This window comes from Pseudomonas sp. HS6-2 (assembly GCF_049325675.2).
Classification (GTDB): Bacteria; Pseudomonadota; Gammaproteobacteria; order Pseudomonadales; family Pseudomonadaceae; genus Aquipseudomonas; species Aquipseudomonas putida_N.
The window spans coordinates 3,919,565-3,941,900 of sequence record NZ_CM143906.1 but is presented as its reverse complement, the minus strand read 5'-3'; the positions used below and the strand labels follow the sequence as shown (position 1 = coordinate 3,941,900).

Annotated in this window: 20 protein-coding genes; 10 read left to right on the top strand and 10 right to left on the bottom strand. The window is 63.1% G+C overall.

Annotated features, from left to right (window positions below; genetic code table 11):
- Positions 1 to 109 precede the first annotated feature (109 nt).
- The gene (locus tag ACOKS3_RS18255) at positions 110 to 397 is read left to right on the top strand and encodes a DUF3303 domain-containing protein (RefSeq protein WP_103448041.1); all 288 of its coding nucleotides are present in this window, start codon (positions 110 to 112) and stop codon (positions 395 to 397) included.
- 9 nt (positions 398 to 406) lie between these two features.
- Here ACOKS3_RS18255 and ACOKS3_RS18250 read toward each other — a convergent pair whose 3' ends face one another.
- Together ACOKS3_RS18250 and ACOKS3_RS18245 are read right to left on the bottom strand one after the other, a co-directional pair.
- Positions 407 to 643, bottom strand: a complete 237-nt coding sequence (locus ACOKS3_RS18250; protein WP_103448040.1) for a hypothetical protein — start codon at positions 641 to 643, stop codon at positions 407 to 409.
- On the bottom strand, positions 636 to 1,415 hold the full coding sequence (locus tag ACOKS3_RS18245) for an MlaA family lipoprotein (protein WP_103448039.1): 780 nt from the start codon (positions 1,413 to 1,415) through the stop codon (positions 636 to 638). The genes ACOKS3_RS18250 and ACOKS3_RS18245 overlap by 8 nt, the downstream gene beginning before the upstream one ends.
- A gap of 167 nt (positions 1,416 to 1,582) precedes the next feature.
- On the opposite strand from ACOKS3_RS18245, the gene ACOKS3_RS18240 reads away from it, so the two are divergent.
- Together ACOKS3_RS18240 and ACOKS3_RS18235 are read left to right on the top strand one after the other, a co-directional pair.
- The gene (locus tag ACOKS3_RS18240) at positions 1,583 to 2,293 is read left to right on the top strand and encodes a response regulator (RefSeq protein ID WP_422763540.1); all 711 of its coding nucleotides are present in this window, start codon (positions 1,583 to 1,585) and stop codon (positions 2,291 to 2,293) included.
- Entirely contained in the window at positions 2,290 to 3,645 is a 1,356-nt protein-coding gene (locus ACOKS3_RS18235) for a sensor histidine kinase (RefSeq protein WP_103448038.1), read from the top strand. The genes ACOKS3_RS18240 and ACOKS3_RS18235 overlap by 4 nt, the downstream gene beginning before the upstream one ends.
- On the opposite strand, the gene ACOKS3_RS18230 is transcribed toward ACOKS3_RS18235, so the two are convergent.
- Entirely contained in the window at positions 3,646 to 4,110 is a 465-nt protein-coding gene (locus tag ACOKS3_RS18230) for a nuclear transport factor 2 family protein (RefSeq protein ID WP_103448037.1), read from the bottom strand.
- Positions 4,111 to 4,260: 150 nt separating this feature from the next.
- Entirely contained in the window at positions 4,261 to 5,712 is a 1,452-nt protein-coding gene (locus tag ACOKS3_RS18225; protein WP_422763541.1) for an alpha/beta hydrolase, read from the bottom strand.
- An 80-nt stretch (positions 5,713 to 5,792) separates the two neighbouring features.
- Between ACOKS3_RS18225 and ACOKS3_RS18220 the strand changes: the two genes are divergently transcribed.
- The gene (locus ACOKS3_RS18220; RefSeq protein ID WP_422763542.1) at positions 5,793 to 6,266 is read left to right on the top strand and encodes a sn-glycerol-3-phosphate transporter; all 474 of its coding nucleotides are present in this window, start codon (positions 5,793 to 5,795) and stop codon (positions 6,264 to 6,266) included.
- 42 nt (positions 6,267 to 6,308) lie between these two features.
- Here the strand turns inward: ACOKS3_RS18220 and dkgB are convergent, their stop codons facing one another.
- From dkgB to ACOKS3_RS18200, 4 genes are all read right to left on the bottom strand, one after another.
- Entirely contained in the window at positions 6,309 to 7,058 is a 750-nt protein-coding gene (dkgB, locus tag ACOKS3_RS18215) for a 2,5-didehydrogluconate reductase DkgB (protein WP_422763565.1), read from the bottom strand.
- 239 nt (positions 7,059 to 7,297) lie between these two features.
- Complete coding sequence (locus ACOKS3_RS18210; RefSeq protein WP_422763543.1) at positions 7,298 to 8,866, bottom strand: hypothetical protein; 1,569 nt, start codon at positions 8,864 to 8,866, stop codon at positions 7,298 to 7,300.
- Between the two features lie 128 nt (positions 8,867 to 8,994).
- Positions 8,995 to 9,489, bottom strand: coding sequence for a DUF934 domain-containing protein (locus tag ACOKS3_RS18205; RefSeq protein WP_422763544.1), 495 nt, complete (start codon positions 9,487 to 9,489; stop codon positions 8,995 to 8,997).
- Positions 9,473 to 11,125 carry a nitrite/sulfite reductase gene (locus ACOKS3_RS18200; protein WP_422763545.1) on the bottom strand — a complete coding sequence of 551 codons (1,653 nt, stop codon included), beginning with the start codon at positions 11,123 to 11,125 and terminating at the stop codon, positions 9,473 to 9,475. The genes ACOKS3_RS18205 and ACOKS3_RS18200 overlap by 17 nt, the downstream gene beginning before the upstream one ends.
- A gap of 214 nt (positions 11,126 to 11,339) precedes the next feature.
- Between ACOKS3_RS18200 and ACOKS3_RS18195 the strand changes: the two genes are divergently transcribed.
- Positions 11,340 to 12,416: an ABC transporter substrate-binding protein gene (locus ACOKS3_RS18195; RefSeq protein ID WP_103448031.1), complete on the top strand. Its 1,077-nt coding sequence runs from the start codon at positions 11,340 to 11,342 to the stop codon at positions 12,414 to 12,416.
- A gap of 276 nt (positions 12,417 to 12,692) precedes the next feature.
- Here ACOKS3_RS18195 and ACOKS3_RS18190 read toward each other — a convergent pair whose 3' ends face one another.
- Both ACOKS3_RS18190 and metH read right to left on the bottom strand, forming a co-directional pair.
- Entirely contained in the window at positions 12,693 to 12,911 is a 219-nt protein-coding gene (locus tag ACOKS3_RS18190) for a DUF2970 domain-containing protein (RefSeq protein WP_103448030.1), read from the bottom strand.
- 154 nt (positions 12,912 to 13,065) lie between these two features.
- Positions 13,066 to 16,773: a methionine synthase gene (gene metH, locus ACOKS3_RS18185; protein WP_103448029.1), complete on the bottom strand. Its 3,708-nt coding sequence runs from the start codon at positions 16,771 to 16,773 to the stop codon at positions 13,066 to 13,068.
- Positions 16,774 to 16,962: 189 nt separating this feature from the next.
- Here metH and ACOKS3_RS18180 point away from each other — a divergent pair, with 189 nt between their 5' ends.
- The 5 genes from ACOKS3_RS18180 to ACOKS3_RS18160 all read left to right on the top strand — a co-directional run bounded on the left by ACOKS3_RS18180 (position 16,963) and on the right by ACOKS3_RS18160 (position 22,334).
- Positions 16,963 to 19,263 carry a fatty acid cis/trans isomerase gene (locus tag ACOKS3_RS18180; RefSeq protein WP_103448027.1) on the top strand — a complete coding sequence of 767 codons (2,301 nt, stop codon included), beginning with the start codon at positions 16,963 to 16,965 and terminating at the stop codon, positions 19,261 to 19,263.
- 104 nt (positions 19,264 to 19,367) lie between these two features.
- Positions 19,368 to 20,402, top strand: a complete 1,035-nt coding sequence (locus tag ACOKS3_RS18175; RefSeq protein ID WP_422763546.1) for an acyltransferase family protein — start codon at positions 19,368 to 19,370, stop codon at positions 20,400 to 20,402.
- Between the two features lie 58 nt (positions 20,403 to 20,460).
- The gene (gene nfuA / locus ACOKS3_RS18170; protein ID WP_027919855.1) at positions 20,461 to 21,045 is read left to right on the top strand and encodes a Fe-S biogenesis protein NfuA; all 585 of its coding nucleotides are present in this window, start codon (positions 20,461 to 20,463) and stop codon (positions 21,043 to 21,045) included.
- Between the two features lie 197 nt (positions 21,046 to 21,242).
- On the top strand, positions 21,243 to 21,851 hold the full coding sequence (locus tag ACOKS3_RS18165) for an SCO family protein (protein ID WP_060511040.1): 609 nt from the start codon (positions 21,243 to 21,245) through the stop codon (positions 21,849 to 21,851).
- Entirely contained in the window at positions 21,852 to 22,334 is a 483-nt protein-coding gene (locus ACOKS3_RS18160; protein WP_103448025.1) for a copper chaperone PCu(A)C, read from the top strand.
- Positions 22,335 to 22,336 lie beyond the last annotated feature (2 nt).

Here is a 22,336-nt window from a genome sequence, read left to right as displayed (position 1 = left end):
CCGGCTGTCCATCCTGCTATGCCTAAATATGGCGCATTCACCCGCCCCAGGCCCCGGCGCCCCCGGGGTGGGTGTCTGGCACAGGTGCCGAACAACTGGGAGGTGCCATATGCTTTTCATCATTCAATGGAGCATTGCCCCGGAAAACCGCAACGCCGTGATGGCCCGCTTCGCCGAGACCGGCGGCAAGCCTCCCGCTGAGCTCAAGGTCCATGGCCGTTGGCATGCGGTAGGCGAGCTGCAGGGTTTTGCAGTGGTCGAAAGCAATGATCTGCAGCCGGTATTGCACTGGACGATGGACTGGAGTGACCTGGCGCACATGCAGGTCAGCCCGGCGATGACTGATGCCGAGCTGGCTCCGATACTGGTGGCCGCAGTGAGCAAGATGACCCGCTGAGCAACGTCATCAGGATGGCTGGGGGGGCGTGCCTGCTCTGGCCATCCACTTCAACAGCATGGCGATCGGTACGCGGCGATGTACCTCGTGACGCCGGGTATCGCCACCGTCGGCATATCGTTCCCGATAACGGCTGACAATCAGTTCGCGCCCATCCTCCGAGACGCGGGCTTCGAGCTCGTGCAACAGTACAGGCTGCTCGGTCCCGCACTCCACGCGGCGGAACAGTGACACGGCATCATTCACTGGCAGGCCCTCGCTGGCACTGGCCCGGGCGCTTGCCTGGCGCGCCGAGCTGGCCCTCGACCACCCGGTTGGCGCGCTGTTGCGCGGTGAAATCGCGCACGGCCTGGTAGTAATCCGGCTGAGTGCGCAGTTTGTCGGTCAGCGGTAACACCTGCGCTCGACCATCCACCATGCCACCGGCCAGGGCCACAGTGCCCAGGGTCTCGACCGTATCGCTGTTGTCGCCGAACGGGTCCAGTGCCAGGCCCAGTATCCGGCCCGTCGCATCGCGCAGGTTGTGCGAGCCAAGCAGCGGCAACTCGACGATCGGGCCATCGGCGATGTTCCACACACCGAAGGTCTGGCCGAAGTCCGACTCATGGCGGGCAAGTCCCATCTTGCCGGAGACATCGATCAGGCCAGCCACGCCGAGGGTGGTGTTGAAGATGAAGCGGCTCAGGCTGGTCATCGCCCGCTCGCCGTTGCCTTGTAGCAGGTCGTTGGCGAACACCTTTGGCTCACCGAAGTTGGCGGCGAAGTTGTGTACGCCTTGCTGGGCGAAGTTCGGCAAGGCGGTATAGCCGCGGGCGACCGGCGCCAGCAGGTAATCGTCGACGCTGCGGTTGAAGGCGAACACGGCGCGGTTGGCAGGTTCGGCCGGGTCGCTGAGTTGATAGGCGACCGGGCCGCAGGCAGTGGCCGGCGGGCGCTGGCTGCAGCCGCTGGCGGCCAGCAGTGACAAGGCCAGGACCGTGTTGCGGGCAGATAACCAGGCAGCGGAAGGGGTAGGCATGGGCACATTCCTGTGAAGAAGTGGCGCCGATGCTGCGGGGGTTTGATTGCTTGGGAATGTCCAAATTATCTCGCGGCTGACACTTTGTTTCCGGGTTGAAATATATGACGGCAGCCCGCTGATGGCCTTACAGTACACGGTAATTGCCTTTGTTTTCGGTGCCTGTTTTGAGCCATTTGCTGATTGTCGACGATGATGTCGAAGTACTCGATCTGCTGCAGAAGTTTCTCCGCCAGCATGGCTACGAGGTCGACGTGGCCCGCGATGGCAAAGGGCTTTGGCAAGCCCTGGAGCGGAGGGTGCCGGACCTGGTCATTCTCGATGTAATGCTGCCGGGTGACAGTGGCCTGGTGCTGTGCCAGCGCCTGCGTGCCGAGCACAAAGTGGCGGTGATCATGCTCACCGCCATGGCAGAGCTGAGCGATCGCGTGGTCGGCCTGGAGCTGGGCGCCGACGATTACTTGACCAAGCCATTTGCCGCCCGCGAGCTGCTGGCGCGGGTGCGGGCGGTGTTGCGCCGGGCAGGCGAAGCAGCGGACGGCGCGGCTGACTCCCCGCGCACGCTGCTGGAGTTTTCCGGCTGGCAACTGGATGTGGTGCGGCGTGAACTGCGCTCGCCGGAGCAGGTGATGATCCCCCTGTCCAACGGTGAATTCGAGCTGCTGCTGGTGTTCGCCGAGCATCCCCGGCGAGTGCTCAGCCGCCAGCAGTTGCTCGATCTGGCCAGGGGTGAGTCCTATGAAGCCTATGACCGTAGCATCGACGTGCAGGTCAGTCGGCTGCGGCGCAAGCTGGAGAGCGAGGCGGGCGCCGAACCGCTGATCCGCACCCTGCGCAATGTCGGTTACCTGTTCACTGCCACCGTGGTCAGGCGATGAAGTTGTTGGCCAAGCTGCACAAGGCCCTGCCGCGGCCACGCATCACCATCGCCCGCTGGATTGCCCTGACCACCCTGACGGCGATGTTCATCCTGCTGCTGCTCAAAGGGCTTTTCAGCCTGTTGCTGAGCGTGTGGGCACTGCCGCCGTTGCTGGAGAGCGGGGTAATCGAGAAGGTCGCCACCGTCACCCGCATCCTCGATGCCGCGCCCGTGGCGCAGCGCGCCAGCATTGCCAACGCGGCAGGGGATGGCTCTTACTCCGTGCATTGGTTGCGCAGCCATGACGAAGCCGGAATGCCTGAGCTGGTCGATGCCGAGTCTCGCAAGGGCACGCCAACCCTGCGTGCCTTGTTGAAGCGGCCCGAGGCACGGATCGAAGCCTTCGAGCCGTCCGACCTGCTGGAGTATGAACCGGCGCGCGGCTATGCGCTGATGATCGAATTGAGTGACAAGAGCTGGGTGCTGTACCGTGCCACGGACCGCAGCTGGGGCCTGGACGAACTGCCACGCAACCTGATCATCCTCACCTTGATGCTGCTTTCCAGCCTGGTGGTCGCGCTGTTCGCCACGCGCTATCTGGCCCGTCCGCTGGAGCGCTTCGCTGAAGGCGCACGGCGTTTCGGCAAGGACTTCAATGCGCCGCCGATCCCGGTAGTCGGCCCCCATGACCTGCGCCAGGCCATTCTCGCCTTCAATGCCACCCAGGCGCAGCTCAAGCACTTCGTGAATGATCGCACGCAGATGCTGGCGGCGATTTCCCATGACCTGCGCGCGCCATTGACGCGCATGCGCCTGCGCGGCGAGTTCATCGAGGACGCTGAACTGCAGGCCAAGCTGTTCAAGGATGTCGACGAAATGCAGACCATGGTCGATGCCGCACTGGAGTTCTTTCGCGACGATGCGCGGCTCGAACAGAGCACGGCGTTCGACCTGGCCGAGATGCTGCAAACGGTGGTGGACGACTTCAAGGACGCGGGTATAAAGGTTGCGCTCGATGCGCCGCGGCGCTGCGTCTATGTCGGCCGGCCGGTGGGTATCAAGCGGGTGCTGGTGAACCTGGTCGATAACGCCGTCAAGTATGGCCTGGCGCCCGAAATGCGGCTGGTGGTCACTGCCGAGCAACTGGAAATCACCGTGCTGGATCGTGGGCCGGGCATCGCGCCTGAATTGCAGGAGCGTGTGTTCGCGCCCTTTTTCCGTATTGAGGTTTCGCGCAATCGCGACACCGGTGGCGTCGGGCTCGGCTTGCCGGCGGTGCGCGCGATCGTGTTGGAGCAAGGCGGCAGCGTGACCTTGGCCAATCGCCCAGGCGGCGGGCTGGAGGTCAAGGTCAGCTTGCCAGTGGGCTGATCAGAGCCCCAGGTCGCTCAGGCCCGGATGATCATCCGGGCGCCGGCCCAGCGGCCAGTGGAACTTGCGCTCTGCTTCGCTGATAGGCTGTTCATTGATGCTGGAAAAGCGGTTTTGCATCAGGCCATCTTCGGCGAATTCCCAGTTCTCGTTGCCATAGGCACGGAACCACTGGCCGCTGTCGTCGTGGTATTCGTAGGCATAGCGCACGGCGATGCGGTTACCGGTGAAGGCCCACAGCTCCTTGATCAGGCGATATTCCAGTTCGTGGTTCCATTTGCGGGTCAGAAACGCCTCGACCTCGGTGCGGCCACGGGGGAATTCGACGCGGTTGCGCCAGGCAGTATCGACGGTGTAGGCCAGTGCCACTTTGGCAGCGTCGCGGCTGTTCCAGCCGTCTTCGGCGAGGCGGACCTTCTGGATGGCGGTTTCGTGGGTGAACGGAGGCAGTGGAGGGCGGGACATCGGGTGGCTCCTGGGAGTGGTTGGCAGGGAGTAGCGTAGTACTCGCTGGCATAGCCGAGAATCCGTGCCTTTGGCATTTCATTGTTGCGCTTGGTGGAATAGTGGGCGGGAAGCGGGGGCATCAATCGCAAAAAGCCCTAAGTCAGGCCCTCAGCGCAACCGCAACGCCCCATCCAGCCCGTCGAGCATCACCTTGAAAAACGGATTCGAGGTCGCCCGCGAAAAGCTCCCCGCATCCACGATCAGCGCCCCACGCTCCCCGCGCATGTTCAAGTTGCCCAGGTTCACCCCGTAATTTTCCTGGCCATCAGGCTGCTGCCCATAAAGCGGATCATCGATGGGAAAGGGCAGTGCCACATGGGACAGCGAGATCAGGCTGCGCGGATACACCGCATCCAGCATCTGTTCGTCAGCCGTGGTTGCCAGGGCCGCGAAGTGTGACGACTTGAGCTGCGCATTGCCCAGGCCTCGGGTCGCAATCAAGGTGCGCGCATAGGGGCGGGCCTGGGGTTTGAACATCCTGTCGCGAAGGGCCGCCACCGACGGCCTGAGCATGTCGTCGATACCCAGCGAGCCATTGGTGTCGAACACCACCAGCGCACTGCCATTGGCGGGCAGGCGGTCGTACAGATCGGTCTGGATGGCTTCGGTGCTGACCGTGCCATCAACCAGCGATTGGTAGGTGAGAACCGGTGGCAGCGTAGCAAGACGCTGCGGTTCGCGGGTTTGCGCGAGCAGCTGTTGGCGCACGGCTTCGGTCAGTTCGTAGGACTGGCGCGCGGCATTGACCGGGAACGAGTTGTACTTGAAGGGGTTGAACTCAGGCAGCACGCTCAGCCAGGCGGCCTTGGCGAACGCTGGGAACAACGCCGGCAGGCCGGCGATGCCGGCAAAGCGGGCAAAGCGGCTGACGCCGATCATGGGCGAGATCAGCACCAGATGGGTGGGCTTGACCAGGTGCGGGTCCTCCAGCGCGTCGAGGCTGTATTTGACGGCCAATGCACCGCCATTGGAGAAGCCGACGATGTACAGCGGGGTGCCTGCGGGGGCGCGGCGGGTAGCTTCGCGCACGGCCAGGCGGGTGGCGGCCATCCAGTCTTCCCAGTGGGCAGCGGTGAGGCCGGCCGGGACTGTGCCATGCCCGGGCAGGCGTGGGGCGACTACCACATAGCCCAGGTCCTGAAAGTGCCGGGCGAAATGGCGCAGGCTGTACGGCGAGTCGGTCAAACCGTGCAGCAGCACCACCGAGCCTTTGGCGGTTTGGCTGGGTTCGGTGATATAGGAGCGGTTCCAGTCATGGCTGAGATTGCCCGGAAACACCCGGCTGCCGGCTACGAAGCGGTTGTAGGCGGACGGCTGCTCGCTGGCCAGCTGCTCGCGCATTTCCCGGTTGACCTGGTTGAGCACGCGTTGCTCGGCAGCGAGGTAGTCGCCCCAGCTGGCGTGGTCGATGTCGCTGGCCGGCATCTCGTCCGGCACGTAGGTGTGCCAAGGCTCCAGCTGGAAATCGGCAATCGCGGTAATGCGCAGGGCGAACAGCGCACTGACCAGCAGGGCCATTACCACGAGTACCACAGGCACCAGCATTCGGCGTATCGGCATCATTGCTCCCTGAACTGTTCCTATGGCGCAATCGGACGGGCCCGGCTAGTGTCACTGGATTGTCCAGCGAGGCATCGAGCATGAATGGGACGTCAATTGCAGCGATCGGGCTGCTGGCAGTCAGTCTGGCCGCAATTGCCGAAGATGGCGAGCGCGAGGGGGATTACTGGTACGTGCAGACCAGCGCCTATACCAAGCACTGGACCCACGACCCGGAGCACAACAACCACCAGGAGCTGATCGGCATCGAGCGCATCTACACCGACGGCCTGCTGTGGGGAGCGGCGACCTTCAAGAACTCGTTCTCCCAACGCTCCTACTACGCCTATCTGGGCAAGGTCTGGGAGCACGAGCGCTATCCCGTGTATGCCAAGCTGAGCGCGGGGTTGATCGAGGGCTACAAGGGCGAATATGACGACAAGATCCCGTTGAACCATTTCGGCGTTGCGCCGGTGATCATTCCGTCGTTCGGCGTGCATTGGGGGCCGGTGGGGGCCGAGTTCGTGGTGCTGGGCGGGGCGGCGGGGATGATCAACGTGGGGTTGAGGTTCTGAGCTGGGCCATGGGGGCTGCAAGGCAGCCCCGCTATCAATGTCTCAGTCCCAGGCCGGGGCCAGGTTGGCGGGGCTGACTTCGCGGCCATTGCGTTCGAGCGTGGCAATGCGCGCCATGTCGTCGGCATCCAGGCGCAGGCTCTGGGCAAGCAGATTGCTGGCCAGGTTCTCGCGCTTGGTCGATGACGGGATCACCGCGTAACCCAACTGCATGGCCCAGGCCAGGGCGACTTGGGCGACCGTGGCCTTGTGCTTGCTGGCGATCGCGGCCAGCACCGGGTCTTTCAGGACCTTGCCATAAGCCAGGGTCATGTAGGAGGTGACGGTAATGCCTTGCTCCTTGAGGAACGCGGTCAGCTTGCTGTTCTGCAGGTACGGGCTGAGTTCGATCTGGTTGGTGGCGATTTCGCCTTTGCCAACCACGGCGATGGCTTGCCTGGTCAGCTCGATGTTGAAATTGGACACGCCAATCTGACGGGTCAGGCCCAGCTTCTTGGCCTCAGCCAGGGCTGTCATGTATTCGGCCAGTTCAACGCCGTTGCCCGGGGCCGGCCAATGGATCAGCAGCAGGTCGACATGGTCGGTGCGCAGTTTCTGCAGGCTGTCGCGCAGGCTGGGAATGAGCTTGTCCGCGGCGTAGTTATCAACCCAGATCTTGGTGGTGATGAATAGCTCGCTGCGCGGCACGCCGCTCTCGGCGATGGCCTGGCCGACGTCGGCTTCGTTCTTGTAGATCTGCGCGGTGTCGATGACCCGGTAACCCAGTTCCAGCGCCGACTTGACCGAATCTATGACGGTTTAGCCGGTCAGGCGGAAAGTGCCGAGGCCGAAGGATGGAATGCTCATGAATCTGCTCCTGGAGAGTGAAAGGCGAACCGACTGAGCCTAGTCGCTCAGTGGCGGTCGAGCGTCGAATGGGGAGCAGTGTGCGGGTTTCAGCGTGTTCGATTAAGGCAGGGCACGGCCAAGGTCATTTGACGTGAAGTCACGAATGGATCATTGGCTCATGCAGATCCGACAAGGCGACGCTATCAATCCTTGATCAGTGTCGGGCTGGACTGCAGCAACCACAGCTGGCTCAGGCCCAGCAGCTGTTGCTCCAGCGTGGACTGTGCACCGATGCGCTGTGCTTTACGGTCCTGGCGCAGCAATGCGTCGAGGGAGCCCAGCAGGTCACGGTCCTTGCTGCTGGAAGCATTGTTGACTACGTCCGAAAGCTCGATGCCATTCTGGTAGGTGCGAACCCGCTCTTTCTGGGTCGCCTGCTGCGACACACTGGCGTCGGTCAGCACGCCATTGCGCAAGCCCAGGCGAGTAGTGCTGTTCGACTGATCGTTGACTTCGTGGTAGCGGTAGTTCTGCGATTCGCTGTCGCGGGTCAGTTGCAGGGCCACCAGTGGCTTGAACCTTTCGTGCCAGGCGGCCTTGAGGTTGGCCTGTTGTTGCTGCTCCACGCTCAGGTTGGCGCCGCCCTTGATCCTGGTCGACTGTGAAACCTGGTAGTTGAAGCTATCTGGCTCGTCCGGCTTCGCCGGGTTGGGCTGCTGCGTGGGCTGGCTGATCGATGCGTTGAAGTCGGCCAAGCCGCTGAGCAGCAGGCGGCTGTTCTTGTTCATGGCCGTTGCCGAGTTGGCCAGGCGGTTGTTGTCGTCGACGCTGTTGAGCTGGCTGAAAGCATCCTTGAACAGGCTCATCAGCTGTGCGTCGCCGTGGCCGCGCGCTTGTGCGGCGTCAAATTGGCTCAGGTAGTTGGCCACTGCAGCCTGGCGCATGGCCTGGCTGCCCAGCAACGCGCCGCCCTGAGTGTCGAAGTTCATCTTCACTTCACCACCGGGGCCCTGCAGTTTCAGGCTACGGGTCTGGTCGTCCAGGCGCAGTTCGAAGGCTTGCTGCTCGCCGCTGCTGGTCACCAGCTGCGCGTCGAGTTGCAGGCCGGTGAACAGGCTCGGGTCGAGCTTGACCAGTGCGCCCAGCTGGAAGCTCGGCGGTTCCTGGGTCAGGCCGTTGATAGCCGACTGGAAGCTGCTGGCCAGCGCGGCCAGGCCATCAAGCTCCTTGGCACTGAGCGTGCCGCCCTGCACCTGTGCATCCACGGCCAGGCCTTGCTCGCTGCTGTACAGTCCCAGAGACACGGTCGCGCCGGAGGCCGTGGTGAGGTTGAAGGTGATGCTGTTGCTGGCGTATTCGCGTAGGCGCGACTGCTGCAGGCCCAGTATCAGCTCATTTGGCGCAGATGCGTCGTTTATCAGCAAGCCGGATTGGGCAATGGTCGCACCGCCATTGGCGGCCAGTTGCGCCAGCAGCGCTGCCCCCAGGCCCTGGAAGCGCGTGCTGGTCGAACTCGATTGCACGACGCCGGCCATGTACTGGCTGAGCTTGTCGACACCTGGCGTTTCCCAGACGTAGCGGCTGGATGAGCTCTCGAGGGTACCTTTGGCAGAGTAGATGTCGCTGCCCATGCTGATCGATTGCTGGCCGAGAACCACCTGTGTACTGGCACGGGTCAACGTGCCGGCGGCTTGGCTGGTTGCGTCCAGCTGAGCAGTCGCTGCAGGCGCAATCTGGACGGGGAGGGTACGAACGGTAGCAATCGGGTTCATCTTCGGCTTTCCATGCAGATTTTGTGGGTATCCATGCTATCGGCGTGCCATCAGGAAACCTGAGTGTGTATTGCGTACAAAAGAAACGGCCCGCCAAAAGGCGGACCGTCGGGCATTGCTGGTGACGATCAGCGGCGGCGGAACAGTGGCAGCGGCTCATCGGTGGCGCCCTGATAGGTCACCGAGAAGTCCTTCAGGCCCTGCAGTGCGTCTTTCGGGTCCTTGTCGGCACGGATGGCGAACGCGTCGAAGCCGCAACGGGCCATGAAGAACAGCTGGTCGCGCAGCACGTCGCCGATGGCGCGCAGCTCGCCCTTGTAGCCGTAGCGGTCACGCAGCAGGCGCGCATTCGAATAGCTGCGCCCGTCGGTGAAGGCCGGGAAGTTCAGGGCGATGACCTGGAAGTGCTGCACGTCGTCGCCGATTTCTTCCGCTTCCTGGTCGCTGTCCAGCCACACGCCCAGGCCGCCGTCGCGGGCCTTGAGCACGTGGGCATGGTCGCGCCACATCTGCAGCGGGACGATGTAGTCGTCGCAGTTGCTCAGCTCGTCGAACGAGAAGTCCTTGGGCAGCAGGTGCCAGGTTTCGTCGACGATCTGGTTGTTCTTAATGATTCGCTGCATAGACGCGTTCCTTGAAGGGGTCGATGCCGATACGCTGGTAGGTGTCGATGAAACGCTCTTCCTCGGTACGTTCTTCGATGTACACGGTGATCAGCTTCTCGATCACATCGGCCATGTCATTCTGGGCGAAGGACGGGCCGAGGATCTTGCCCAGGCTTGCGTCGCGCGCGGCATTGCCGCCCAGCGATACCTGGTAGAACTCTTCGCCCTTCTTGTCCACCCCGAGGATGCCGATATGGCCGACGTGGTGGTGGCCGCAGGCGTTCATGCAGCCAGAGATGTTCAGGTCGATCTCGCCGATGTCGAACAGATAGTCCAGGTCGTCGAAACGGCGCTGGATGGATTCGGCGATCGGGATCGACTTGGCATTGGCCAGCGAGCAATAGTCACCGCCCGGGCAGCAGATGATATCGGTCAGCAGGCCGATGTTCGGCGTGGCGAAGCCGCCCTCGCGCAGTTCCATCCACAGCGCGTGCAGCTGGCGCTGCTCGACGTCGGCGAGGATGATGTTCTGCTCGTGGGAGGTCCGCAGGAAGCCGAAGCTGTAGCGCTCGGCGAGGTCTGCCACGGCGTCCAGCTGCTTGTCGGTCAGGTCGCCAGGGGCAACGCCGGTCGGCTTGAGCGACAGGGTCACGGCTACGTAGCCAGGGCGCTTGTGGGCGCGAGTGTTGCGCGAGCGCCAGCGGGCGAAGCCTGGGAATTCGGCATCCTGGGCGCTGTAGTCGACGTTGTCGAGGGCCAAGTAGTTCGGGTCGACGAAGTGGCGCGAGACGCGCTGGACTTCGGCTTCGGTCAGGGTGGTGCTGCCGCCACGCAGGTGGGCCATTTCGGCCTCGACCTTCTCGGCGAACACTTCCGGGGTCAGTGCCTTGACCAGGATCTTGATCCGCGCCTTGTACTTGTTGTCACGGCGACCGTAACGGTTGTACACGCGCAGGATGGCGTCGAGGTAGCTGATCAGGTCCTGCCATGGCAGGAACTCGTTGATGAACGAGCCGATCACCGGGGTACGGCCCAGGCCACCACCGACCAGCACGCGGAAGCCCAGCTCGCCAGCGGCGTTGCGCACCGGCTCCAGGCCGATGTCGTGCACTTCGATGGCGGCGCGGTCTTCCTTCGAGCCGTTGATGGCAATCTTGAACTTGCGCGGCAGGTAGGCAAATTCCGGGTGGAAAGTGGTCCACTGGCGGACGATTTCGCACCATGGGCGCGGGTCGACCAGTTCATCCGCGGCAACACCGGCGAACTGGTCGGTGGTGGTGTTGCGCAGGCAGTTGCCGCTGGTCTGGATCGCGTGCATCTGCACGGTGGCCAGCTCGGCGAGGATGTCCGGGATGTCTTCCAGCGCCGGCCAGTTGAACTGCACGTTCTGGCGGGTGGAAATGTGGGCGTAGCCTTTGTCGTAGTCGCGGGCGATCTTGGCCAGGGTGCGAACCTGATTGGCGTTCAGCTGGCCGTACGGCACGGCGACACGCAGCATCGGCGCGAAACGTTGGATATAGAGGCCGTTCTGCAGGCGCAGAGGGCGGAATTCTTCTTCGCTCAGCTCACCGGCCAGGTAGCGGCGGGTCTGATCCCGGAACTGCTTGACGCGGTCCTCGATGATCCGCTGATCGTACTCGTCGTATACGTACATAAAAGTCCTGTCTCAGGCTGCATGCAGCTATTCGCGCGCACGGCCGCGCACTCCGGTTCGGAGCCGGGAAACGATAGCAGGTTGGGTTTATGCGCTAAAGTGATGTTTTTGCATATGAAAAGAACCAAAAGAACTAAGTGAGACTGACTGCCATTTGTTACCCCAGGGTGCGACAGGTTTATACTCGGCGGTTTGTTTCAAAAGGTGTATCCGCATGCTCAAGGTGCTTTGCCAAAGCTTGTGCCTGGGCCTGCCACTGGCAGCCTCCGCTCAGGCCGCCTCGGTGGTCTTTCTCAACCCAGGCCTGTCGGACGAGACGTTCTGGACCAGCTATTCGCGTTTCATGCAGGCCGCTGCAGATGAGCTGGGCATGTCGCTGCGGGTGGAGTACAGCGAGCGCGATGCAGCGCTGGCGATGAGCCAGGCGCGGGCCATTCTCAAGGGGCCGCAGCGGCCGGACTACTTGGTGCTGGTCAATGAGCAATACGTCGCGCCGGAGATCATCCGCCTGTCACAGGGCACAGGGGTCAAGCTGTTCCTGGTCAACAACGGCCTCACCGCCACCCAAGCCAGAAGCATCCAGGCCCAGCCCGACCGTTACGGGCAGATACTCGGCACCTTGACTTCCAATGACGAGCAGGCAGGCTTTCGCATGTTGCACGAGATGGTCGCCTTGCTGCCGCGTGACAATGAGCCGATCGACCTGGTGGCCTTTGCCGGGGTCAAGACCACACCGGCTTCACAATTGCGAGAAGCGGGCATGCGCCGGGCACTGGCCGACTTCCCCCAGGTGCGCCTGCGCCAGGTGGTGTACGGCGGCTGGAACCGTGAACGCGCCTACGAGCAGGCGCAGCAATTGCTGCAGCGCTACCCGAAGACCCGGCTGGTGTGGGCGGCCAACGACCAGATGGCCCTCGGTGCGATGCAGGCGTTCGAGGAGGCCGGGCGCAAGCCTGGGCGCGATGCAGTGTTTGCCGCCGTCAACAGTTCAGCGCAAGCCTTGCGCGCCCGTATCGATGGGCGCCTGGGCGTGCTGATGGGCGGGCACACCACGCTGGGTGGCTGGGCCATGGTGATGCTGCACGACGATGCCCAGGGCCTGGAGGTGAATCGCGACGGCAAGCGTGAGCACACGCTGCCGGTGCTGCAGTCGATCGACCCGGCCAAGGCGCGGCGATGGCTGAAGCTGCTGGAGCGGGACGACTACGGCGTCGATTTCCAGCATTACAGCGCCGAAGGGCGTCCGCCGAGCTACCAATACCCGTTTCTGACGTCACCCGTCGACTATTGAAAGACCTTGCTTGAGAGAAGGGCATTGCTCGTCTTAACTGCTGGTGGTGAAGTGCATTCCCATAACCACTACAAGAGGCAATGCAATGGGAAACTCTACCAAAGTCCGCAAAGCTGACAGCAGTGTCGATGCCTGGGCGATCCTCTGCCTGATCGTCCTGGTGGTGGTCACTGCCGTGTATTGGGTCAGCCACCAGTGACTTGAATCTCAAGATCGTGATGCCGCCAGAACGCCTGCGGGAGGGAACCCGCAGGCGTTTTACTTTTTGTAGAGCGCTCAGTGGGCGGTGAGGTGCAGCGCCAGTTGTACCAGGCCGATCAGCACGGCGATGAACACCAAGGTGAACAGCGTGCCCATCACGATGAAGTGGCTGGCCTTGCCGTGGGTGAAGTCGCGGGCGCGGTTCTTGCCGCTCTGCACGCCGAAGGCGGCGGCGAGGATGCTGTGCAGCATCTGCCAGAAGGTTGGGGGTTTGCCCTGGCTGGAATCGTCCATGGTGGCTCCTGAAGAAGCAGAGGCAATCAGGGACAGTGTAGGCAATGAGTGAGAGGTTGCTGTGCTGGCCTCTTCGCGGGGCAAGCCCGATCCTACAGGCGCATGCGTTACCTGTGGAGGAGCGGGCTTGTCCCGCGAAGAGGCCAACGCGGTCTTAGCTGTCGTACCCGAGGTTAGGCGCCAACCAGCGTTCGCTCACGCTGATGTCCTGCCCCTTGCGCACGCTGTAACGCTCGATCTGGTCCTTGTCGACCTTGCCCACCGCAAAGTACTGCGCCTGCGGGTGAGCGAAGTACCAGCCGCTGACCGCCGCTGCCGGGAACATCGCGAAGTGCTCGGTCAGGAACACACCGCTCGGCCCGGTTTCGCCGATGGCGGTGCCATCGAGCAGGCGGAACAGGGTTTCTTTCTCGGTGTGGTCCGGGCAAGCCGGGTAGCCCGGGGCAGGGCGGATGCCGCTGTACTGCTCCTTGATCAGTGCCTCGTTGTCCAGCTGCTCGTTGCGGGCATAGCCCCAGTGCTCTTTGCGCACCTGCTCGTGCAGCCACTCGGCACAGGCCTCGGCCAGGCGGTCGGCCAGGGCCTTGACCATGATCGAGCTGTAGTCGTCGCCCTTGTCCTGATAAGCCTTGGCCACTTCCTCGGCACCGATGCCGGCGGTGGTGATGAAACCGCCGACGTAGTCGGTGACGCCGCTGGCCTTCGGCGCGACGAAGTCGGCCAGGGACAGGTTCGGCTTGCCATCGGGCTTGATGGTCTGCTGGCGCAGGTGGTGCAGGGTGGCCAGGGCCTGGCCGTCCGCACCGTAGACTTCGATGTCGTCATCGGCGACCTGGTTGGCCGGCCAGAAGCCGAACACCGCACGGGCACTGATCAGTTTCTCGTCGATCAGCTTGTCGAGCATCTCGCAGGCATCCTTGTACAGCGCGGTGGCGGCCTCGCCAACCACTTCGTCGGTGAGGATGCGCGGGAACTTGCCGGCCAGGTCCCAGGAGATGAAGAACGGCGTCCAGTCAATGTACTCGGCCAAGGTGCGCAGATCGATGTCTTCCAGCACCTTGACACCGGTGAAAGAGGGCACTGCTGGCTGGTAGCCTGCCCAGTCGTACTTTGGCTTGGCGGCAATGGCCTGGGCGTAGCTCAGGCGCTCGGTGCGGGCGCTGCGGTTGGCGGTGCGCTCACGCACTTCCACGTAGTCCTGGCGGGTCTTCTCGACGAAGCCGGGCTTGAGTTCCTTGGACAGCAGCTGGGTGGCCACACCCACCGCACGCGAGGCGTCGGTGACGTAGACCACAGCGTCGTTGCTGTACTTGGGTTCGATCTTGACCGCGGTGTGTGCCTTGGAGGTGGTGGCACCACCGATCATCAGCGGCAGGTGGAAATCCTGGCGCTGCATCTCGCGGGCGACGTGGACCATCTCGTCCAGCGACGGGGTGATCAGGCCGGACAGGCCGATGATGTCGCACTTCTGTTCGCGGGCGGTCTGCAGGATCTTCTCGGCCGGCACCATCACGCCAAGGTCGACGATGTCATAGCCGTTGCAGCCCAGTACTACGCCGACGATGTTCTTGCCGATGTCGTGCACGTCACCCTTGACCGTGGCCATGAGGATCTTGCCCTTGGCTTCGGGCTTGTCGCCTTTCTCGGCTTCGATGAACGGGATCAGGTGCGCCACGGCCTGCTTCATCACCCGGGCCGACTTGACCACCTGTGGCAGGAACATCTTGCCGGCGCCGAACAGGTCGCCAACCACGTTCATGCCGTTCATCAGCGGGCCTTCGATAACTTCGATCGGGCGTGCGCACTGCTGGCGGCATTCTTCGGTGTCTTCGACGATGAAGGCGGTGATGCCCTTGACCAGCGCGTGTTCCAGGCGCTTTTCAACGGGCAGCGAACGCCACTCTTCGTTTTCCACTTCCTTGGTTGCGCCGCCGCCCTTGTAGTCGTCGGCAATCGCCAGCAGGGCGTCGGTGCCGTGCGGGGTGCGGTTGAGCACCACGTCCTCGACCTTCTCGCGCAGCGCGGCCGGGATCTCGTCGTAGATCTCCAGCTGGCCGGCGTTGACGATACCCATGGTCAGGCCGTTCTGGATCGCGTGGTACAGGAAGACCGAGTGGATCGCCTCGCGCACCGGGTTGTTGCCGCGGAACGAGAACGACACGTTGGACACGCCGCCCGAGCTCAGCGCGTGGGGTAGGTGATCGCGGATGTAGGCACAGGCCTCGATGAAATCGACGGCGTAGTTGTTGTGCTCTTCGATGCCGGTGGCGACGGCGAAGATGTTCGGGTCGAAGATGATGTCTTCCGGCGGGAAGCCCACTTCATTGACCAGGATGTCGTAGCTGCGCTGGCAGATTTCCTTCTTGCGCGCGGCGGTGTCGGCCTGGCCGACCTCGTCGAAGGCCATCACCACCACGGCGGCGCCATAGCGCTTGCACAGGCGGGCGTGGTGCTTGAACTGCTCGACGCCTTCCTTCATGGAGATCGAGTTGACGATGCCCTTGCCCTGGATGCACTTCAGGCCCGCTTCGATCACTTCCCACTTGGAGGAGTCGATCATGATCGGCACGCGGGAGATGTCCGGCTCACCGGCGATCAGGTTGAGGAAGCGGACCATGGCGGCCTGGGAATCGAGCATCCCTTCGTCCATGTTGATGTCGATCACCTGGGCGCCGGCCTCGACTTGCTGAAGGGCGACTTCCAGGGCCTCGGTGTAATTCTCTTCACGGATCAACCGGGCGAACTTGGCGGAGCCGGTGATGTTGGTGCGCTCGCCGACGTTGACGAACAGCGACTGGCGGTCGATGGTGAACGGCTCCAGGCCGGACAGGCGGCAGGCCTTGGCGATTTCCGGGATCTCGCGCGGTTTGTACTTGGCCACGGCCTCGGCGATGGCCTGGATGTGGCCCGGGGTGGTGCCGCAGCAACCGCCGATGATGTTGAGGAAGCCGCTGGCGGCAAATTCCTCGACCACCGCCGCCATCTCGGCCGGGGTCTCGTCGTATTCACCGAAGGCGTTCGGCAGGCCGGCGTTGGGGTGGGCGGACACGTGGGTGTCGGCCTTGGTCGCCAGCTCTTCCAGGTACGGGCGCAGGTCCTTGGCGCCGAGGGCGCAGTTCAGGCCCACGGAAATCGGCTTGGCGTGCCGCACCGAGTTCCAGAACGCTTCGGTGGTCTGGCCCGACAGTGTCCGGCCGGAGGCATCGGTAATGGTGCCCGAGATCATGATCGGCAGTTCGATGCCATCGTCCTCGAACACCTGTTGCACGGCGAAGATCGCCGCCTTGGCGTTGAGGGTGTCGAAGATGGTCTCGATCAGTATCAGGTCGGCGCCGCCCTCGATCAGGCCGCGGGTGGCCTCGATGTAGTTTTCCACCAGCTCGTCGAAGGTGACGTTGCGGTAGCCGGGGTCGTTGACGTCCGGGGAGATCGAGCAGGTGCGGCTGGTCGGGCCGAGCACGCCGGCGACGAAGCGCGGCTTGTCCGGGGTTTCCAGGGTCTTGGCATCGGCCACCTGGCGGGCGATGCGCGCACCTTGGACGTTCAGCTCGTAGACCAGCGATTCCATGCCGTAGTCGGCCTGGGAGATCTGCGTGGCGTTGAAGGTGTTGGTTTCGAGGATATCGGCGCCGGCATCCAGATAGGCTTTCTCGATGGCGGCGATCACGTCCGGGCGGCTGAGCAGCAGCAGGTCGTTGTTGCCTTTCACGTCGCTTGGCCAATCGGCGAAGCGCGTGCCACGATAGTCGTGTTCCTCGAGGCGATAGCTTTGGATCATAGTACCCATGCCGCCGTCGAGGATCAGGATGCGCTCTTTGAGTGCGTGCTGGAGTGCTTGAAGACGAGCGCTGCGGTCGGACATAGGAACTACCTGGTCGGGCAAATATCAGAAGGTGCCGAATCATAACAAAGCTGCGCGGTTTTTAGGCGTATTGCCCATTTGCATGAATTCTGTTCATGTTGGACGGTCGTTGCGCAAGCTATGCAAACAGAGCACCCAAGGACGACCAGGCAAATCGTGATGGCTTTCAATACCCAGGACTTTCCGCACATGGTGCATCGTATCCTTGTCAGCGTCTTCGCCCTGCTCATCAGCAGCGTGGCGTTCGGACAGGCCCCCCAATCGAGCCCGGTCATTTCCTACACCCGGGACATCCAGCCGATCTTCACCGAGAAATGCGTGGCCTGCCACGCCTGCAACGACGCCGCCTGCCAGCTCAAGCTGGAAAGCCCCGAAGGCGCGGTGCGCGGTGCCACCAAGGTGCCGGTGTACCAGGGCGAACGCAGCAAGGCCGTGCCCCCCACGCGGTTGTTCTACGACGCCCACAGTGAAGATGCATGGCGCAAGAAGGGCTTCTACTCGGTGCTCGACAACCAGGGCAGCCAGGCGGCGCTGATGGCGCGCATGCTCGAGCTGGGGCACAAGACCCCTCTCACGCCCAACGCCAAACTGCCCGAGGAGATTGTCCTGGGGCTTAGCCGCAACAACATGTGCCCGCTACCCGAAGAGTTCGACGCCTATGCCGGCGCCCACCCCAAGGAGGGCATGCCATTGGCGGTCACCGGCCTGACCGACAAGGAATACGACACGATGCGCCGCTGGCTGGCCGCCGGCGCGCCGGTCGAGTACCAGCCGATTCAGCCAAGTGCGGCCGAGGCCAGGCAGATCGCCGACTGGGAAGAGTTGCTCAATCGTCCGGGCTCCACCGAGGCGCTGGTCGCCCGCTGGCTGTACGAGCACCTGTTCCTGGCGCACATCTACTTCGTCGGCGGCGAGCAGGGCCACTTCTTCCAGTGGGTACGCTCGCGCACGCCAAGCGGCAAGCCGGTCGATATTATCGCCACGCGCCGCCCCAACGACCCGCCAGGCACCGACTTCTATTACCGGCTGATCCCGGTGCAAGGCGTGATCGTCCACAAGACCCACATCACCTACCCAATGGGGCCGCAAAAGCTCAAGCGCGTGAAGCAGCTGTTCTACGCCGGCGACTGGCATGCCAGCGCGCTGCCGGGCTACGGCCCTCGCCACCGGGCCAACCCGTTTGAAACCTTCGAGGCGATCCCGGCGGTGGCGCGCTACCAGTTCATGCTGGATAACGCCGAGTACTTCGTGCGCACCTTCATTCGTGGGCCGGTGTGCCGCGGGCAGATCGCCACCGATGTGATTCGCGACAATTTCTGGGCGCTGTTCCAGGAACCGGCCCACGACCGCTACATCACCGATGCCAAGTACCGCGGCGAAGCCACGCCGCTGCTGGCCATGCCAGGCCAGATCGACGATGTCGGCAGCGTGCTGAACCTGTGGCATGCCTACCGCGACAAGCGCAACGAGTACGAAAAACTGCGCCGCGAGGCCTATGCTGAAATGCCGGCGCCGGGCTGGGCAACCCTGTGGGCCGGCAACGACAATGCACTGCTGAGCATTTTCCGCCACTTCGACAGCGCCTCGGTGACCAAGGGCCTGATTGGCGACGTGCCGCTGACCGTGTGGTTGTTCGACTACCCGCTGTTCGAGCGCACCTATTACCAGTTGGCGGTCAACTTCGATGTGTACGGCAACGTCTCGCACCAGCTGCAGACGCGCCTGTACTTCGACCTGATCCGCAACGGCGCCGAGGTCAACTTCCTGCGCCTGATGCCGGCCGACCAGCGTGGCGAGATCCTCGGCAGCTGGTACCAGAACAGCGGCAAGGTGAAGATGTGGCTGGACTACGAGGACATCGACACCGACACGCCGAGCGGCATCAAGCTTGACCCGCGCGACCCCAAGCGCGACTTCGGCCTCAAGCTGCTGCAACGCACCGGCAGCCTGAACGCCGCGCCGGACCCGATCAACCGCTGCACCGGCGCCTATTGCTCGCGGCCGCAGATGAACGAGGAATTCCGCAACGTCGAGCAGTCGCTCAGCCGCCTGGTGTCGCGCCCGGCCGCCGGCCTGAAAGTCATCAGCCAGCTGCCCGAGGCGACCATGCTGCGCATCGAAGGCGAGGGCGGCCAGCGCCAGGTCTACAGCCTGCTGCGCAACCGTGCGCACAGCAACGTGGCGTTCCTGCTCGGCGAGGCGTACCGCTACCAGCCGGGGCTGGACACTCTGACGCTGTACCCGGGCGTGCTCAGCAGCTACCCGAACTTCATCTTCAACATCCCGGCCAAGGATGTGCCAGAGTTCGTCGAGGACATGGAGTACGCCAAGGATGACCCGGCGAAGTTCGAGCGCATCGTCATGCGCTGGGGCGTGCGTCGCAGTCATCCGGAGTTCTGGCGCTACTTCCATGACCTCAGCACCTACATCGAGGAAACCGATCCGGTGGAGGACGGGGTGCTGGACATGAACCGCTACGAGAACCTCTGATCGGGTCGGTTGACCTTTGCCAATACGCTGCGGTCGGAAACGGTAGGTGGCCCGGGGGCTGTATAGCCTCCGGGCCTCAATACACCGGCAATCGCAGGTATTCCATGCTGTATTCGCTTCAGGCACTGCGGGCGTTCGCCGCCTGGGTGGTGGTCTGCCACCACTTCATGCAGATCTTCTTCGACTTCCATGCCACCGGCCCCATTGCCCAGCTGCTCACCGACCGCGGCGCTGTAGGCGTCGACATCTTCTTCATCATCAGCGGGCTGGTGATCTACCTGTCGACTCGCGACAAACCCATCGAACCGCGCCAGTTCCTCCTCAACCGGGCCCTGCGCATCGTCCCCGCTTATTGGTTCTACACCGCGCTGATGGCGGCGTTGCTGTTGGCGTTCAGCCAGTGGATGCCGCACCAGGCCTTCAATTGGCATCACCTGCTGCTGTCGCTGTTGTTCATCCCGGCGGAAAACCCCGGCGGTTACGGTTTATATCCGACCCTGAACGTGGGCTGGACGCTGAATTTCGAGATGTTCTTCTACCTGTTGTTCGGCCTGGCTTTCCTCGTGCGCCAGCGCCACCACCTGCTGCTGGTGACCGCTGCATTGCTGCTGGTCAGTGAAGTGCTCGGCCGCATGGGCGTGCTCAGCCGCTTCTACAGCAACGACATCATCTACGAATTCCTGCTGGGCATCGGCCTGGGCGTGATCCAGCGTCGCGGGCTGATCCGCGAGGGCCTGTGGCTGCCACTGGCGGTGCTGGGCGTGGCGGGCTACGCGCTCTATCACCTGGACGCTTCGCAGCGCCTGCTGCACTGGGGCGTGCCAAGCGCCATGATCGTGCTGGCGTTCATCGCCCTGGAGCCGTACTTCAAGGGCAATCGCCTGCTCAAGGCACTGGGTGACTGCTCCTATTCGGTGTACCTGATCCACGTGCTGGTGCTGTATGCCGGCTGGTTCGCCGCCCAGCGCCTGCACCTGAACCCGTACCTGGTATTCGCCGTGTGCGTGCCGTCCATTGGACTAATGTCTTGGTTCAGCTACCAGTGGCTGGAGCGCGGCCTGTACCGGCGGATGCAGGCCTGGCTGGCGGCACCACGGGAGCAAACTCGCGAATTTGCGCTTTCCCGAGTCAAATACTAGGACTTTGTACAAAGGCCAGGTTGGCGTACACTTGGCCGCAAGTCTGTGAGGAACTTCCATGAGCGCTATAACCATTACTGACGCCGCCCATGATTACCTGGCCGATCTGCTCTCCAAGCAGAACACGCCTGGCATTGGCATCCGTATTTTCATCACCCAGCCGGGCACCCAGTACGCCGAGACCTGCATCGCCTACTGCAAGCCGGGCGAAGAGAAGCCCGACGACGAGCCGGTCGGCCTGAAGAGTTTCACCGCCTACCTCGACGCGGTCAGCGTGCCGTTCCTGGAAGACGCGCTGGTCGACTACGCCACCGACCGTATGGGTGGCCAGCTGACCATCAAGGCGCCGAACGCCAAGGTGCCGATGGTCAACGAAGACAGTCCGATCAACGAGCGTATCAACTACTACCTGCAGACCGAGATCAACCCGGGCCTGGCCAGCCACGGCGGCCAGGTGAGCCTGGTGGACGTGGTCGACGACGGCATCGCCGTGCTGCAGTTCGGTGGCGGCTGCCAGGGCTGCGGCCAGGCCGACGTGACCCTCAAGGAAGGCATCGAACGCACCCTGCTCGAGCGCATTCCGGAGCTCAAGGGCGTGCGTGACGTGACTGACCACACCCAGAAAGAGAACGCCTACTACTGATCTTTCCAGGTCAAGGCCTAGCAACAAAGTGTTACGGTTTCAACCCCTGCGACAACAGGCCGCAGCCCGTATTCAAAGGGCTGCGGGCCATCACCGCCTTGGTCGGGTAGAAGCCCACCGGGTGTCATGCCAGAATGCCCCGGTTTTTCGGCCGGCCCGTCCCGAGGGCCGGCACCTTCCCTGTAAAGGATGGTTCAATGAATGATCAGTTTACCCGGCGCGCGGTTGTCGCCGGGATGGGCGTTCTCGGGCTTGGCCTGCTGGCAGGCTGCAACCCGGCCCGGGGGCTCGAGTTCAAGTACGGCAAGAACATGAGCAACGAGATCCTTGGGCGCAAGTTCAGCCTCAAGGACCCCCAAGGCAATGTCCGCACCCTGTCGAGCTTCTACGGCAGCATGCCGATGATCTTCTTCGGTTTCACCCAGTGCCCGGCCGTGTGCCCGACCACCCTGGCGCGTGCGGCACAGATCAAGAAGCTGCTCAGGGGCCGCGACCGCGAGATTTTCCAGGTGGTGTTCATCACCCTGGACCCGGAACGCGACACCCCCGAAGTGCTCGACGCCTACGTCAAGGCCTTCGACCCGTCGTTCACCGCCCTGACCGGCACCCCGGAAGAAATCGCAGCGGTGGCCAAGGAGTTCAAGGTGTTCTACGAAAAGGTCCCGGCCGGTGACACCTACACCATCTCTCATTCGTCCACCAGCTACGTCTACGATACACGTGGCACCCTGCGCCTGAGCCTGGGCCATTCGCTCAATGCCAAGGAATGCGCTGAAGACCTGGCAACCCTGATGGAGATCTGCTGAATGTCGATGCAACCAATCAAGCGCGGCCTGGCCGCCCTGGTACTGATGGGCCTGGCCCTGCCGGCCCTGGCGCAGACCACCGTGAGCGACGCCTGGGTACGCGCCAGCGTGCCGCACCAGCCGTCCACTGGCGCCTTCATGACCCTGACCGCCAGCACTGACAGCAAGCTGGTCGGCGTGGCTTCGCCAGTGGCCAAGACCGTGCAGGTGCACGAGATGACCATGAACGGCGACGTGATGGGCATGAAGCAAGTGAAGGCCGTGGAGCTGCCTGCGGGCAAGCCGGTGAGCCTGGACCCCAATGGCTACCACGTGATGCTGATGGGCTTGACCCAGCAGGTGAAAGAAGGCGAGAAGGTACCGCTGACCCTGACCATCGAAGATGCCAAGGGCGCCAAGGAAACCGTCGAGGTACAGGCAGAAGTGCGTCCGCTCAATGCCGATGCCGGCGGTGGGCATGACCACATGCACATGAACCACTGACC